At 37.8% G+C, this 14,883-nt stretch carries 12 protein-coding genes; 7 read left to right on the forward strand and 5 right to left on the reverse strand.

Features of this window, described 5'->3' with window-relative positions; translation table 11 throughout:
* Window positions 1–118 precede the first annotated feature (118 nt).
* The 3 genes from QT16_RS19195 to QT16_RS19205 form a co-directional block, all read right to left on the reverse strand.
* Window positions 119–1,381, reverse strand: a complete 1,263-nt coding sequence (locus QT16_RS19195; protein ID WP_039490147.1) for a tyrosine-type recombinase/integrase — start codon at window positions 1,379–1,381, stop codon at window positions 119–121.
* A gap of 432 nt (window positions 1,382–1,813) precedes the next feature.
* Window positions 1,814–2,062 (reverse strand): hypothetical protein, encoded by a 249-nt coding sequence (locus QT16_RS19200; RefSeq protein WP_039490148.1) that lies wholly within the window; start codon window positions 2,060–2,062, stop codon window positions 1,814–1,816.
* A 92-nt stretch (window positions 2,063–2,154) separates the two neighbouring features.
* Complete coding sequence (locus QT16_RS19205) at window positions 2,155–3,792, reverse strand: cyanophycinase (RefSeq protein ID WP_039490194.1); 1,638 nt, start codon at window positions 3,790–3,792, stop codon at window positions 2,155–2,157.
* Between the two features lie 262 nt (window positions 3,793–4,054).
* On the opposite strand from QT16_RS19205, the gene QT16_RS19210 reads away from it, so the two are divergent.
* The 3 genes from QT16_RS19210 to QT16_RS19220 all read left to right on the forward strand — a co-directional run bounded on the left by QT16_RS19210 (window position 4,055) and on the right by QT16_RS19220 (window position 6,055).
* Window positions 4,055–4,642, forward strand: a complete 588-nt coding sequence (locus tag QT16_RS19210; RefSeq protein WP_024590532.1) for a hypothetical protein — start codon at window positions 4,055–4,057, stop codon at window positions 4,640–4,642.
* A 98-nt stretch (window positions 4,643–4,740) separates the two neighbouring features.
* A complete protein-coding gene (locus QT16_RS19215) occupies window positions 4,741–5,655 on the forward strand; it encodes a zinc dependent phospholipase C family protein (RefSeq protein ID WP_039490149.1) in 915 nt (304 codons plus the stop codon).
* A gap of 1 nt (window position 5,656) precedes the next feature.
* Entirely contained in the window at window positions 5,657–6,055 is a 399-nt protein-coding gene (locus QT16_RS19220) for a hypothetical protein (RefSeq protein ID WP_039490150.1), read from the forward strand.
* 23 nt (window positions 6,056–6,078) lie between these two features.
* Here QT16_RS19220 and QT16_RS20945 read toward each other — a convergent pair whose 3' ends face one another.
* Window positions 6,079–8,349, reverse strand: coding sequence for a sensor domain-containing protein (locus tag QT16_RS20945; protein WP_082007375.1), 2,271 nt, complete (start codon window positions 8,347–8,349; stop codon window positions 6,079–6,081).
* A gap of 126 nt (window positions 8,350–8,475) precedes the next feature.
* On the reverse strand, window positions 8,476–11,325 hold the full coding sequence (locus tag QT16_RS19230) for a UvrD-helicase domain-containing protein (RefSeq protein WP_039490151.1): 2,850 nt from the start codon (window positions 11,323–11,325) through the stop codon (window positions 8,476–8,478).
* 271 nt (window positions 11,326–11,596) lie between these two features.
* On the opposite strand from QT16_RS19230, the gene QT16_RS19235 reads away from it, so the two are divergent.
* From QT16_RS19235 to QT16_RS19250, 4 genes are all read left to right on the forward strand, one after another.
* A complete protein-coding gene (locus QT16_RS19235; RefSeq protein ID WP_039490152.1) occupies window positions 11,597–12,334 on the forward strand; it encodes a hypothetical protein in 738 nt (245 codons plus the stop codon).
* Between the two features lie 114 nt (window positions 12,335–12,448).
* Window positions 12,449–13,363: a M14 family metallopeptidase gene (locus QT16_RS19240; RefSeq protein ID WP_039490153.1), complete on the forward strand. Its 915-nt coding sequence runs from the start codon at window positions 12,449–12,451 to the stop codon at window positions 13,361–13,363.
* Window positions 13,364–13,436: 73 nt separating this feature from the next.
* On the forward strand, window positions 13,437–13,847 hold the full coding sequence (locus tag QT16_RS19245) for a hypothetical protein (RefSeq protein WP_039490155.1): 411 nt from the start codon (window positions 13,437–13,439) through the stop codon (window positions 13,845–13,847).
* A 156-nt stretch (window positions 13,848–14,003) separates the two neighbouring features.
* Window positions 14,004–14,883 (forward strand): IS481 family transposase (locus QT16_RS19250; protein ID WP_039490156.1); only part of this gene is annotated, 880 nt, incomplete at its 3' end.

Below are 14,883 nucleotides of genomic sequence, written 5' to 3' on the forward strand. Positions count from 1 at the left end.
ATTTCCCGTAAGTTCAACAAATTAACCTCTATTTATTGGAAGGGAATGATATCATTTTTTCTCTGTAAGGTTTTACATTGTTTATAAAATTCTGATTAATGTAAATGAACAAAACAATCTAAAACATTCTATTCAATTTTTCCCCCCATTTAATCAAAGCTTCTCTTCTGACGTCAAAATACTCTTGCATATTATATACCCCCTGCACTCCTTGCAGTTGATGGTTTAGTATTTTTTCGATCACTATTGGATCTGTTCCAATATCAGTATCACCTAAGCGAGTAGCAACTGTTCTTCTTAAATCGTGAGGCACAAACTTTGGTACTCCCAATTGCTCTAATTTACGGCTAATGGAGCGCGATAATGAATGCCTATCAATAGGCTGCTCACCTGGGCCTGATTTATTAGTTGTTGTGCTCGGGAACACATACTTAGAATTGAGATAGCCAAATGCTGCGCGCAACTCATCAAGTAAAATAACCATATTTTGAGTAATCGGTACTTTATGAGTTCTTTCGCCATTTTTATTTTGCTTCACGCGCTCGGCTGGGATTGTCCATATCATTTTATCAAAATCAAATTCTTGCCACTGTGCGCCTGTAACCTCTATTGGCCGACAACCTGTTAAAGTTATACAATTTAGTGCGTAAATAACTTGCTGGCTTATACCTAGCTTTGGCAGGCGGTCAAATACTTGAATAACTTCGTCAAATTCTAGTGCTCTGGTTCGCGACTTTTCAAGGCCACCCACGCTTTTCTTTTTAACTGTGCTTATCGGGTTACCTTGAATTAAATCTCGCTCAACACCAAAGTTAAACATCTGCTTAAGGATTGATAGCGTTTTATTCGCCTGCGTTTTAGCGCCTCTATCAGTTATTGGATCAAGCACTTTTTTAAAAATTTCGCGGCGAGTTATTTCTTTAAGTTTATAATTACCAATAAATGGCAGAATGTCTTTATCAAAGATTCTAATAACTGGGTCTACATCTTTCCGGTTAGCTTTAATATCTCTTTCAATAAACTCATTCGCAAGTACTGCGATTGTCGGTGAGGTGATTTCTTGCTTTTCAATCAGTGCTGCTTTCTTTTTTTGTAAAAAAACATCAATACCGCGCGACACATCACCAATATATTGCTTAGCAAGCTGCCTAGCCTCACTAACTGTTATTACCGATGAATTACCTAAGGCTAGCCTCCTTTCTTTCGAACCTCGGCCTCCAAGGCGGTAATACAGATAATATACTTGTGAGCGTTTACCCTCCTTATTTGGTCTTCCAATATTTAGATAGAAACCGGAGATCTCAGTGTCATTAATTTTGGTAATTTCCAAAGGGGTATTTTTGAGTATAGATTCAGTTAATTTTACTTTGATTGACGCCATTTTCCGCACACCTAGAGTTAACCCTAAATTTTAGTCGCACATTTATCGCACGAGCTGATTTTAGATCACTAAACTTCACGTTCATTCATTAGGTATAATTTGAAAGGGCAATTCTTTAAATATCAATGAGTTACAACAAGCTTGAATACTTCACGATAGGACACGTTAAGCCACTTTTGTACACTAAAGAACACTGGTAATTTTTATGGGGTGGCAGGGGTCGAGAGTTCGAATTTATCCGTAGCACTACTTATTTATCTAATCACACTTAATAAAACTGAGTTTAGCTGGCTAGTTTTGTGGTTTTTGAGGGGGGTTGTATTTGATTGTTATTAACTTGAAGTGGCCTTTGTGGGATCTATATGAAGCATTTAATTTCAATTTATTGAAATTAAAATAAAAAAGCGCTCTAAGCGCTTTTTTATTAAAGTACTAGTGCTTGCGCCCTACACCATTACGTACCATATCCTGCCCTGTTTGGAATATGTCTTCTGTAATACTGCGCGCTAAAAGTAATTTTTGATTATCGTCAAACACGGCTACAAAACGACTACCATCACTATTGTTTGTTGCCATACCAACGCCCGAAACACCTTTAAGGCCAAGACCGCCGTTTTCTACATTTAATAAAAAGCTTTCTAATTCGGCTAGACTAGAAATTACATCATTTTCTTTATTCATTTTAACACTCTTTTAGTAAGGCTTTTAAATCATTATGGTGGCTATTTTATAGAGAAGAGCCAAAAACATAAACCCTTGGCTCAGGTTAGTCACTAAATCGACTTTATAGCTAACTCTAAATTGCTTAGCGCACAACCAAACTCTTTTGCATTGATGCGATGATACTGTGTGTCACTCGTTGCTGTAAGGCTAATTATAAACTCGTCTTGTTGGGCTACCGCACTTTGTTCTTGGCTTAGGCACATCGCTTGAGTAAGTGAACGCAGTTTTGAATTTGTTAAAATTGAGCCAAAACGCTGCACTGGCAGTGGAGGTATTTTTATAGCGGGTAACGCTTCATCTATTGTGCGTGCGCTTAAGGTAAACGTATTATTGGTAATTTCAATTACACTGCTTGTAGGCCAGTACGAATAGCTATAGCTCTTACTCCCAGGTTGGGCTTTACCTTGGTTAGCCAAATGCACTACACCACTTTTGCCTATTACGGTTATTAAACTACCTTCTGGTGATTTAATAACAACCAAAGCCGTATTTTCATCAATACCAAAACCATGTTGAATCTCTGTTTTAATATTTTTGACTTCGTTTTTATTTAGCGCTGCTGCAAGCCTAAATGTACGGTTTTGTTCGCTAAATTGAGTATCTAGTACACCAAAATTAAAGCTGCCAAGTCCACCAGCATTAGTGTTATTTTCACCTTTACGAAGTGCCTCAAGGCTTGTCGTATTTGTAAGCATACCCGTCACTTTACTTTGGATTGCTGCGCCCGCTCCTTCACCTACAATTACTGGGCGAGTTTGCAATGCTTGCGTCCACGGGTATGGGTTATTGTTTTGATCAAATAATACCTTGTGAGTTAATGCTGCATTACCGCTATTAAACATAACGCCGGTACTGATTTTAATAAGTGATACAAGTGCATTAGTGCCACTTTTACATAAAGCGTATTCGGCCTTTGTGCGATCGGGATAAACCACTTCACGGTTATACACATTCATTAATGTATTTCTAAGCGCTGGTAATTCATCGCACGAGTTACTCGTAATCGCTTTAGCAAGCGCTGGCGTTAGTGCTAACCATTGAGTGTTTATATTTGATTGTGCCAAAAGACTTTGCGCTACATCTGCCGACTCATAAGGGTCGCGGCTCGAAGCCGTAATAGCAAGCATGGTGGGTTTTGCGTTATTAACTTTTAAACTGCCCGACACAAATTGTAAAATATTATTAGTCGCAACCTCATTATTAAAATCTGTATTTACTTGCTCTTTTAAACGCTCACCGTTTTTATTAAGTAGCGGTACTTCTAGCATATCAAATACAAAGTTGTACTCTTGCTGAGTTAGACTTTCTAATTGCTGATTATTTATATCGCGCCACTGCCAGAGTAAATCAGTTTTTGATACGCTATTTGACGATTTACTTTGTATGGCTTTAAGTGTTTTTAATACAGCCGTTTTTGCCTCAACATTATTATTAGGCCAATGCTGCGCGATGTTTTTTATTTGAGAGCTGCTAAGTGTATATAAATTATGTGACTTACCATCAATAACAGGCTCTTTTTGGCAATTATTGAGCTTGGCGCTAGTACAGGTAGTAAGCTCTGACCCCACTAAAATTAAAGTTTGGCTTTGCTCTTGAGCCACTGCATTTATTGAAAATCCTGCACCGACCAATGCCACTACCATACCCAGTAACTTCGGCTGTTGATCACGTAAAAATGCACATATCATAATGTAAACTCTAATATAAATAATAAAACTAATGTGCTGTAGTTTAACAGCTAGCCACTGGCGCCTAAATATATTTTTGTAAATGTTAAATAATTCAAGTCTCTGAAAAACGTTCGGGTTAAGCACTGCATTTAAATACATTGTTTAGTTTGCCCTTTTGTCTTTGTAAATATTATCTAAACAAATTTAAACGGGGCATTTATTGACCAATCTTATTGTTTAAATTACGGTGGTGAATTATTTTATGTAACTGGGGTGAAATATGGACTTTTCTAATGAAGAGATAAATTTTTTTGCTGAGTTATTCAAGCCTAATAAAAAGTCACATGCTCACAACAGTCACGTTTTAACGTTACAAAGTTCAGTACCAGCCAATATTGCTCACTTACTTAGTAGCGCTAATTTAACCCTGCTCGCAGAAGTTGCACACTATCAGTTATGGTTTCCGTTGGACTTAAAAATTGATAGCGCCGGTATAATCAAACCTATTTTAAACGCCCCCGAAGTAATAGACACACAAGGCACACTGCGCAGTTGGCGCTGGAGTGAGCTAAATATTAAAAGCCAAGGGTTTAAAATTGAATCAATATCAAACACGGGGATGTTTTTAAAACCCCTCAGAAAAGGTAACCATTTAAATAAATCGCAGCACATGGAATTTATTTTGCCTAACAAACAAAGTATTTCGATGGAAATAGAACCCGTAAGGCAAAGCACGCAAGGTATAGCCGCTAAAATAACGCAAATCCATAGCGGTCAAGAGCAACTAAGAGCTTACCTATTTGAAGAACATAAACGTCAACATGCTAAATTATACGAGAATGGCCAATTAGTTGAGCAGCTAATTTAATAGGTGTTTACCCCGCTATACTTGCATTTAGTTGGCTTTATTTAACCCCCTCTCAATGTTAATCTGTACCCTTATTAATAAATCATAAGGATATGACAATGCCAGGTGCTTTTGCGCACATCACTGCTGTTAATATTGCAACGCAAACCAAGTCACTCGCTAAAATGGATATGCCTAAAAAAGCAAAGCTTATTTTAAGCCAACGCCAAGCATACCTTGAACTAGGCTGTGTAGCCCCCGATTATCCTTACTTAGCTGTAGCGCAGCCTGGCCAAAATGCGTGGGCCGACCTAATGCACTATGAGCACACAGGCGATTTACTTAAAGCCATGATTGAACACTGTAAAACACTTGAAGGTGAAGCATTTGAGAAATGTTTTGCTTGGTTATGCGGTTATATGGCCCATGTTGCTGCAGATATAACAGTGCATCCGGTTGTTGAATTAAAAGTAGGCCCGTATGAGCAAAACCAAACGGCGCACCGTACCTGCGAAATGAATCAAGACGCGTTTATTTGGCAACGTTTAAACTTAGGTGAGTTAGGTTATGCTGACCGCGTGCAACAAAATATTGGATCTTGTACTAACAAAGACGATAATTTTGATACCGATATTGCAAAAATTTGGCAACATGCTTTATTAACGGTTCACCCAAGCTACGCAGCACAACACGCTCCTAACTTTAATTCATGGCATAACGGTTTTCAGCTTGTGGTAAATAATGTTGAAGAAAGTTATCGATTATTTGCCTGTGCACGCCATGTTGCTGCTGATTTAGGCTTGTTTTATCCTCGCCCAAACGAAGTAGACCCCACTTTTATTGAACAACTAAAAACGCCGCACGAGCCTATGCATTACAACGATATTTTTGACTTTGCCGTTAGTAACATTCAGCACTACATAACCATTATTGCCAATGCCGTATTTTTAGATACTGATTACAGTGCAATTAAAAATTGGAACCTAGATACAGGCTACGATGAACACAACACGATGACGGTATGGAGCAAATAAAATGAAACACTTACTTTGTATAAGCCTCATGGTATTACTTAGCGGTTGCTACACTCCTAAAAACAACAATCCAGAAGTGATGGCCGACTTAGCCTCACAATTAAAAGATATTGCTACAGCCGTTGATGGTACACTAAAATTTAGTGAAACATCCTATTCAACAACTGATGAATTGTTAAAAGCTGCTGTTAAAAACGATTTAAGCAAACTTGCACCCTTTGGGGAATACACGCTTATTGTAAACGTACAAGATGATAACGCAGTGCTACTTTTATGTGATGCCAATACTGCTTTAATTGAAGATGCAGGCTGTACTGCTCAATCAGATATACAGCATTGGGGAGCAGGAGTTATTCATCAGTGCAAAATAACTATAAACGCCCAACAGCTCTGTAACTAGGTAATAAAATACCTGCTATACATTTAAAGTTGAGCCGTCATCTCTTTGGGGTTAAACACTAAGCCATGGCGGCTAACATGCTCTGCAAAATTTTCGGCTGGCATTGGTTTCGCAAAGTAAAAGCCCTGAAATTCTTTACACCCCATTTGCGTCATTATTGCTACTTGCTCTTGGGTTTCTACTCCTTCGGCTACACACTTAATATCAAGCTCTTCACACATAACGTGCACCGCTTTAACTAAACTTTTTTGACGCGTAGAGCTCGTTACTTGGCTGATTAATGAGCGATCTAACTTAAGCTTGTTAATAGGATAATCGGCAAGGCGTGCAATATTAGAATACCCCACTCCAAAATCATCAACCGAAATAGTAAAACCCCACGATTGCAGTGTTTGCATAAGCTTTAGCGAATGCGCTTGGTTTGCCTCAAGAGAGGTTTCAGTCAGTTCTAACTCTATTTGAGGTGGCTTTACGTTAAAGTCGGCAAGGTATTTAACCAGTTTTGACATGAAATCGGTTTGGCTAAAATCAATTAGAGATATATTTATTGCCACCGGCACACTCGGTAAACCCGCCTTAGTCCAATTGGCAATTTGTGCGCAGACTTTTTGAATAATCAGATCGGTTAATCTACTGACCATTCTGTATTCTTCAGCAATAGGAATAAATACCACTGGCGACACATTACCTAGTATGGGACTGTTCCAACGCGCTAAAGCTTCAAGCCCTATACATTGACCCGTTGCATCTACTTTAGGTTGATAGTGTACCGACAAATCGCCCTGCTGAAGCGCTTCATCTAATAACATCGAAATTTCGTATTTTTCGATAAAAGCTTGTGATTGTTTTTCGTTATAACCACTTAGAGGCATATTACAGTTTGCAACTTTAAGTGCTTCGCACGCATTGCTAAGTACTGTTGTGCTGCTTTTTCCGTGATCAGGATACTTTGCAAAACCAAATAAAAATGATTGCTGACACTTAGTGCCAAACACATTATAAGTTTTATCTAATGTATTTTTTATTTGCATTAATAGCTTATCTTCAAGCTCGTTTTGCGAGTTTGCGCCGATTATAAAAGCAAGCTTTCCTACTCCTATATGGGCACACAACAACGGCCCATCTGCCATCGCCTTTAAACGCTTGTACGCGTTAATAAGTAATGCTTGAGAGTCGGCTTTAGTGAGCTTTAAATTTAAGTATTCACTATTTGCACTTTGGGTAACAACGATAAAAAAACCTTTTTGGTATTTGCTTGTTAATCTGTCGCATTGCAGCTCAAACCATTCTCTATTGGGAAGTTTTGTTTGCGAGTCTCTAAAGCGTAAACGTTTATTTTCTTGTTCCATCATCGATAAGTTTTGTTTAATGAGCTGCTCTTGCGTGCAATCGTAAAAGTCGTATACACGGTAGTTTGTACTCATTGTTATTTGCTGGTAGCAGGCTTTAAAATAGCTTTTTTTGTACTTCACAATTTTATTTTGAGCATTAGGGGCGTCAAAAACTAAAGTAGGAAATAAATGAGAAAGGTTAACGCATTCTTCTTTTAATTCTTTTTTTATACCAAACATATCAATAGCATGTTGATTAAAATCAGTAATGACAAGGTTTTCGTCAACAATAATTTTGGCTTTATTTGATTCGGTGAACAGGCTTCGATAAAGCTCATTTTTATCTTTAAGGTGTGTATTAGCGCTTATCATTGTTTTGTTTAAACGCTTAGCAGCCACAATTGTGCGTGCCACAGCAAGGGGAATACAAATGTTAAAAAATAAGAATATTAGCCCTGTAATGTATAAGCTGGCATCGGGAAGTTGTTGAGCAATGCCAGTTAAGCCCGATACATCAACGTTATTGATGATCATATAAAACGGTACAATATTTAATACGCCATAAGCAAGGGCTGTTCTATAACCAAGTAGCATAAGTGCGATTATTGGGCAGGAATACATATACATAGAGCCCACTTTAGCAAGCTCTAGGTCTGTTAAAAATAAGTTCATCGACACGCTAGCAGCTACAATGGCTATTAAAAGTACATGAGCGCTGAAGTGGTAAAAACGCTTACTTGCTATAAGCAAACCGCATACAGTCGCAAAAAAACTGCTTGTTAATACAACAATATAAATTAAGTTAAACTCAATAGCGCTTGCGTACGTGTGGCACACCACAGCAAAACATAACACCATTACTAATGATAGAATAATGCGCAGTGCACTTATTCGCCAATTAGCAACCTGATCAGGGGCTGAATAGTGATCGTTTAATAAAAAGAACCTATTGAAAAAATGCATAATAAACAACAGTTAAAGCTCATTCTTCTATTAGACATTGATAACTTGTTAAAATCAATCAAATGAATATAATTTCTATTTACATTGTTCTATAAAATAGACAGGTGTAAACCTGCTCGTTAGCCGTTAAACATTCATTTTTCGAGTGTTTTTACAGTTATCCTCTTTAAGCGCGAAACCACTGCATCCTAAAAATTCACCGTGCTTAGATTTACGTTTACGCATTTCGCGACCACACTTTTCACAAATTGGATGCTGCGTTTTACACTCTGTATTCACACATTGTGAATACGTGCTTTTATCAACCGATGGGCTACTACAGCTTTTACACACTCGTAGTTTAGTTTCGCAAATCTGCGTATTAGTACAGCTATAATAATCACCATACTGACCCGTTTTTGGCACAATTAATCCGTCGCTGCACGTATTACACTCTCTTTGCTTTAGTTGCGACTTGTTAAACAACGTGGAGCCGATTTGAATAGGATAATCGTCATTTACTAGTTCTTTTACAAACGCTGAGCATGCATAAGGGTCTGCAATTAAATACGCTTTATGTTTTGCGCGCGTAATACCTACATAAAGCAAACGCCTTTCTTCTGAGTGAGTGAATTCATCTTGCTCTGGTAATAACGACTCCACCAGCACGTTATTTTGATTATCGCTAGGAAACCCTAATTTACCTTGTTCAAAACCAATAATAATACAGTAATCGGCTTCAAGCCCCTTAGCGCTATGCAATGTCCAAAAATAAAGAGGGTTTGTATGCTTTTTATCTTTTAAATGCTGCTGCACGCTATTTAACATGTATCGGTATCGACTAAGTATGGCAATGCTCGCTGATGCATCATTTTTTTGAATAGTGCTTATGCTCTGCTGTACTTTTATTTCTATCGATTTAGTGCCTTGGTATAAATCGTCTAACAAAATAACTTGTGGTGTGGTTACTTGCGTATGTGTGCTGATCTGCTTTTTATATTGCTCAGGGTTTTGCATTACAAAGCGCCCCGCTACATCGCTAATGCTATTGTTGTATCTAAATGTTTTTTGCAACATAGTAAGTGAGTGGCTGCCCACTAATTCATTAAAGCGTGTAGTAAGCGCTAAATTACCACCCGAGAACCGATAAATTGCTTGCCAGTCATCACCTACCGCAGTAAAGCGTATTCCGTTACCATATTTTAATATCGCATTTAAAAAGCCCATACGCGCACTTGATATATCTTGAAACTCATCAACTAAAATGTGGCTCCACGGAACATTAAAATCTCCGCTTACTATCGCCTTTGTCGCTTGAATAATCATGTCGTCAAAATCAATGGTATTTTGCGTGCTTAGTTCATTTATATAGGCGTCATGAATTTGCACTAACAAGTTTGCATATTGTTGATAGTTTTTAATACCACTTTGCTTGATGCGCTGCGCTATTTGCGTATTACTTAGTTGCTCTACACGAATAGCTTGTAAGCATTTTATGTACTTATCAATGCCTTGCTGCAACTGTCCTGAGTTATTTAAAGTATGAAATATTTCGTCGCTACTTAAAGGTGCTAATTCAACATTATGCTGCTTTAATTGCTTTGCGAGAGTTTGCTCAAGCTTTCCTTCTACCCAGTTGTAATGAAAGGTCTCGAGTAAAGTGGTGCCATTTTTTTTATGTAACTTACGCTTAAATGCAATTTGCTCGTTATAGTGTTTTTTATCTATATCGGCACGAGTATTCCCTTGCCTATCAATGCCAAAGTGCTCTAAGTAAATATCGTATTGAGGTATATAAAAGTCTGGTTGATATTGCCCACTTAGCTCTGCGCCTTGATTAAAGTGATAATTCACCTCATAACTGTGCACCACGCAATTCAAATGTAGCCAGTTTGAAATAAGCACTTCCTGATAACTTTTTACTTTATGTCCCGCAAGGCTACGGTATTCGTTATCGCGTACGTACCGCTCGTACTGTGCATTATCTTTAAAGCTAAATATATCAATCGGCTCATGGAGTAAATCTACAAATGCTTTTAAAAACTGTGGCTCGGTTTGTATTTTTTTACTTACCCACCCAGTTAACCAACTATTTAATTGAACTGGGTCGGTTGCAAATTTTGACAACTCGATTGGCTTTTTAGCACTTTGTAATAATTTAAGCCCAAGCGCATGAAACGTTAAAATAGTGGGTACTTTGGTATGCAAGTTTGCATGCGTGGCGCGTTTAATAAAGCGCTCTTTAAGCTCATTTGCTGCTGTTTTATTATAGGCCAGCACCAAAATTTGCTCAGGCTTGGCAATATCACACGCTATTAAATCTAACGATTTTGCTACCATCACAGATGTTTTACCTGTGCCTGCTGCCGCTAATACTAGGTTTTTATCGTTATCGCGTATTACCGCTAAGCGCTGCTCTGTTGTTAATGGATTTGACTCTACTTGATTAAAAAAGTCATTTTTAAGAGTTAGCTGTTTTTTTTCATATTTATGGCGCAGCTGTGTGATTGCATCGTGAGTATTGGGTGTGGAGCTCAGTATATTTAAAAATTTAATACTGCTTGGCGATAAGTGTTGTTGCCATGTGTTTGTACTTTGAGCGTATTGTTTAGCAAGTAAAAATACCTCGTTATTAAGTATTTTTATGGAACTATCACGTAAAAACTCATCTAAAGCATAACGCTTTAGCAAAGCCTTGGCGTTATTTACTTTTTGCTCAAGCATGGCTGAAAATTGCGTGTTAAGGGCGGTATTTAAAGACTTAGCTTGCGCTTTGTTTAAAAAGCTAATTGATGTATTGCTACTATCGCACAAATTAATTTTGGCGCTAAATAAACGATTTTTAAGTATTGAGTAATTATAAAAGTCTTTAATTAAAAATGTCCGCGAAGGAGCACTTCTAAAATGCACAACAAGGCGCTCTTGTTCAATAGTTACGTGTTTAATACGGGTAAAAAAACGGCCTAGCCAACTTGGAGTAGCAATATACTGCGCCATAATACTCAATATGAAGATATGCTTTGACTTGATTGTAACATACTCTTTTATATTACATTTAACGCTAAATAGTAGTCATTTATAAAGCAACCTCTTAGCAGGCTGACTTTTAAAACTTAATATTAGCATTTTACTCACAACCATTAACAATTTTAAACATTTACAAATAGCGTGTTGTGTAACAATGCACAAATACACTTAATATATTTACTAGGTATATCCGCAATTAAACAATTACTTATAGCTAATTCAGTGGTTAAAAGGAGCTAACATGCTTAAAAAGTGCATTACCACAACTGCTTTAATTTTATTATTATGCGCATGTACATCAGAAACAGAGTCGAATTTAATAAAAACAAAAGGAATTTGGGCAGGCTTTGAGCTGGTTTCTGACGGTAACCGCACGCGTGTTAACGCAGAACTAAATGCGGGAGATGCTAATGGCTCAAACATTGTTTTAAGCGATAGCGACTCATTACAAGCTGTTGTGAATAACACTGCTATTGTACTTACAAAAGATACCGACTTTTTAGACGTTGATTACCAAGCGTATATAAATGCCACTGACGATAATCAACAGTTTGATATAAAATTCAAACGAGACGATGGTATAAATGCGAATTCAGGTGTGGAACTACCTTTAAATTTTATTATTTTAACCCCGAGTAACAACCAAACTTTTAGTATTAATAGTCCCCTTACAGTTCAGTTAGATGGCACTGATCCCAATAGTACTAGTCAAGTAGAACTTAGCAGTAGCTGCACTAACAATAATAATGAAACACTTTTACAATCAATGCTTTTTGCGCTTAGTACTTCGCGCCTTGAAATAGATTTGCAAAGCTTAGATATGTTTAGCAGCTCGCAAGTAGATCAAAGTAAAACGTGTAGTTTAACCGTTAGTGTAAAGCGTGAACGACTAGGTAGTATTTCGGGTGAGTTCGCAAACCAAAGTTATATTAAAGCCCAGCAATCACGCGCTATTAAAAATATGACTTTAACGTTTTAATTTGCACGCTAATTTACTCAGCGTTAAGCTACGCCTTTATTAAGTAATTTTACCAATTGTAATTGCCCTCCTTATTTATAGGAGAACAAATAACAGTTGATATAAAGGTTTATTATGACTAACAGCACATACCCTATTGGCACACCAGGCAAAAAATGGAATAACAACGATAAAGCCCAGTGGTTAGCACGCCAAAACATTAAACGCAGTTACCAAAACGAAGTCGTAACGCTAATTAATGACCTTAAAAGCACCTTAGATATAGAGCAATACGGCGAGCTTAATTACGCCGCTGGTACTTACCCATTATATATATTAAAAACGCCTAACTTTAATGGCAATAAACCAACTGTTTTAATCACCGGTGGTGTACATGGCTACGAAACCAGTGGCGTACATGGCGCACTTAGATTTGCTAAAACATCTGCTATGCAACACTCAAAGCAGTTTAATATTGTTGTTGCGCCCTGCATTAGCCCTTGGGGATATGAAACTATAAACCGCTGGAACCCTGATGCTATTGATCCTAACCGCTCATTTTACGAAGGCAGCCCAGCACAAGAGTCAGCAGCTATTATGGCGTTTGTAAAATCACTCGATGTAGACTTAGTTGCTCATATTGATTTACACGAAACAACCGACAGCGATAACAGTGAATTTAGACCCGCACTTGCTGCCCGTGAAGGCACAACAAACACTAATTGGAACATACCTGATGGATTTTATTTAGTGGCCGATACCAATAAGCCTGAGCCTGAATTTCAAAAAGTAATTATCGAAGATGTAGCAAAGGTCACGCACATTGCACCGAGTGATGAAAATAACCAGTTAATAGGCGTCCCTCAAGAGCAATTTGGCGTTATTAATTACGCAGCACGCGATTTAGGTTTGTGTATGGGCTTTACAGATGCACCCTATGTAACCACAACAGAGGTATACCCTGATAGCCCAACAGCCACAGATGAAGAATGTATTTTGGCGCAAGTAGCGGTTATTAAAAGCGCCCTTAACTATATTAAAGCACTTTAATAAGTTTGCAGCCGCTTGTACCCTCTTGGCTGCTAAACTAAATTTAGATAAAAAGCTAATTTAGGAGGTATTAATGGAATACAAAAATAAAAACGGACACGTTAATTTATCGCTTGAAAATAATATAGTTATTGCACAATTTAGCGGAAACCTAGAACTTGAGCTTTTAAGTAATTTTAAAATAGCGCTTTTTGAAACCATTCAATCATTTAAAGGCGAGAAATGGGGTTATATAAGTGACTCATCAAACGTTGTAGCTGCAACCCCGCAGGCCGAGCAAGAAATGGTAGCCATAAGCCACAACATGCAGCAGAATAACTGTTTAATTAGCGCGTTTGTGCTTACATCACCTATTGCTATAAGCCAAATGCAACGAATAATGCAAAACGCCAAAAGAGACGTTTCTTTCAAAGATTGTCTTTTTGATAACCTAGAATCGGCAAAGCATTTTATTTTAAATGAATTAAACAACGACTTGAGCTAGGTAAAGCTCAAGCCATTGTTTATATAGAGCTTATATACTGTACTAATTTGTATTAGTTCAGACAAGATCTGACACATCAACTTGAAAAAGTGAGAGTTACCCGTTTTGATAAAAGGTGTCGAATCTTTAAATCAAAACATATAAGAGGTAACTCTCATGCTATATACTAACAATCCAATTATTAAACACAAAGCGGGTTTACTTAATCTTGCAGAAGAACTTGGCAACGTATCAAGAGCCTGCAAAGTGATGGGCGTATCCCGTGATACATTTTATCGATATCAAGAACTCGTCGAAGACGGTGGACTTGATGCGTTAATTGATAAAAGTCGTAGAGCGCCAAACTTAAAAAATAGAGTTGATGAAGCAACTGAACAAGCCGTCATTAAATACGCTGTCGATTATCCAGCTCATGGCCAACACAGAACGAGTAATGAACTCAGAAAACAAGGCGTATTCGTTTCTGGCAGCGGTGTTCGTTCAATATGGCTACGTCATGACCTAGAGAACTTCAAAAAGCGTCTCAAGGCACTAGAAAATAAAGTTGCTAACGAAGGTATTATTCTCACCGACGCTCAAGTAGCTGCGCTTGAAAAGAAAAAACATGATGACGAAGCGTGTGGTGAAATTGAAACGGCTCACCCAGGTTATCTAGGCTCTCAAGATACATTTTACGTGGGTAATCTCAAAGGCGTTGGGCGTATCTACCAACAAACCTTCGTTGATACATACAGCAAAGTAGCGTTCGCTAAGCTCTACACCACGAAAACGCCAATTACTGCGGCTGACATACTCAACGACAAAGTACTGCCGTACTTCGAACAGTACGAGCTTCCCATGCTACGTATTCTAACCGATAGAGGCACTGAATATTGTGGCAAAGTCGAACATCATGATTACCAGTTATATCTGGCTATTAATGATATCGATCATACAAAAACCAAAGCTATGTCACCGCAAACAAATGGTATCTGCGAACGCTTCCACAAAACGATACTCAATGAATTCTATCAAGTTACATTCCGTAAAAAGCTAT

Source organism: Pseudoalteromonas distincta, from assembly GCF_000814675.1.
Lineage (GTDB): Bacteria > Pseudomonadota > Gammaproteobacteria > Enterobacterales > Alteromonadaceae > Pseudoalteromonas > Pseudoalteromonas distincta.

Excerpts from the sequence above, each read along its gene's own strand:
- QT16_RS19215 (WP_039490149.1), top strand. The coding sequence starts at position 4,741 with ATGCCAGGTGCTTTTGCGCACATCACTGCTGTTAATATTGCAACGCAA.
- QT16_RS19220 (WP_039490150.1), top strand. The coding sequence starts at position 5,657 with ATGAAACACTTACTTTGTATAAGCCTCATGGTATTACTTAGCGGTTGC.
- QT16_RS19230 (WP_039490151.1), bottom strand. The coding sequence starts at position 11,325 with ATGGCGCAGTATATTGCTACTCCAAGTTGGCTAGGCCGTTTTTTTACC.
- QT16_RS19210 (WP_024590532.1), top strand. The coding sequence starts at position 4,055 with ATGGACTTTTCTAATGAAGAGATAAATTTTTTTGCTGAGTTATTCAAG.
- QT16_RS19245 (WP_039490155.1), top strand. The coding sequence starts at position 13,437 with ATGGAATACAAAAATAAAAACGGACACGTTAATTTATCGCTTGAAAAT.
- QT16_RS19235 (WP_039490152.1), top strand. The coding sequence starts at position 11,597 with ATGCTTAAAAAGTGCATTACCACAACTGCTTTAATTTTATTATTATGC.
- QT16_RS19195 (WP_039490147.1), bottom strand. The coding sequence starts at position 1,381 with ATGGCGTCAATCAAAGTAAAATTAACTGAATCTATACTCAAAAATACC.
- QT16_RS19205 (WP_039490194.1), bottom strand. The coding sequence starts at position 3,792 with ATGATATGTGCATTTTTACGTGATCAACAGCCGAAGTTACTGGGTATG.
- QT16_RS20945 (WP_082007375.1), bottom strand. The coding sequence starts at position 8,349 with ATGCATTTTTTCAATAGGTTCTTTTTATTAAACGATCACTATTCAGCC.
- QT16_RS19200 (WP_039490148.1), bottom strand. The coding sequence starts at position 2,062 with ATGAATAAAGAAAATGATGTAATTTCTAGTCTAGCCGAATTAGAAAGC.
- QT16_RS19240 (WP_039490153.1), top strand. The coding sequence starts at position 12,449 with ATGACTAACAGCACATACCCTATTGGCACACCAGGCAAAAAATGGAAT.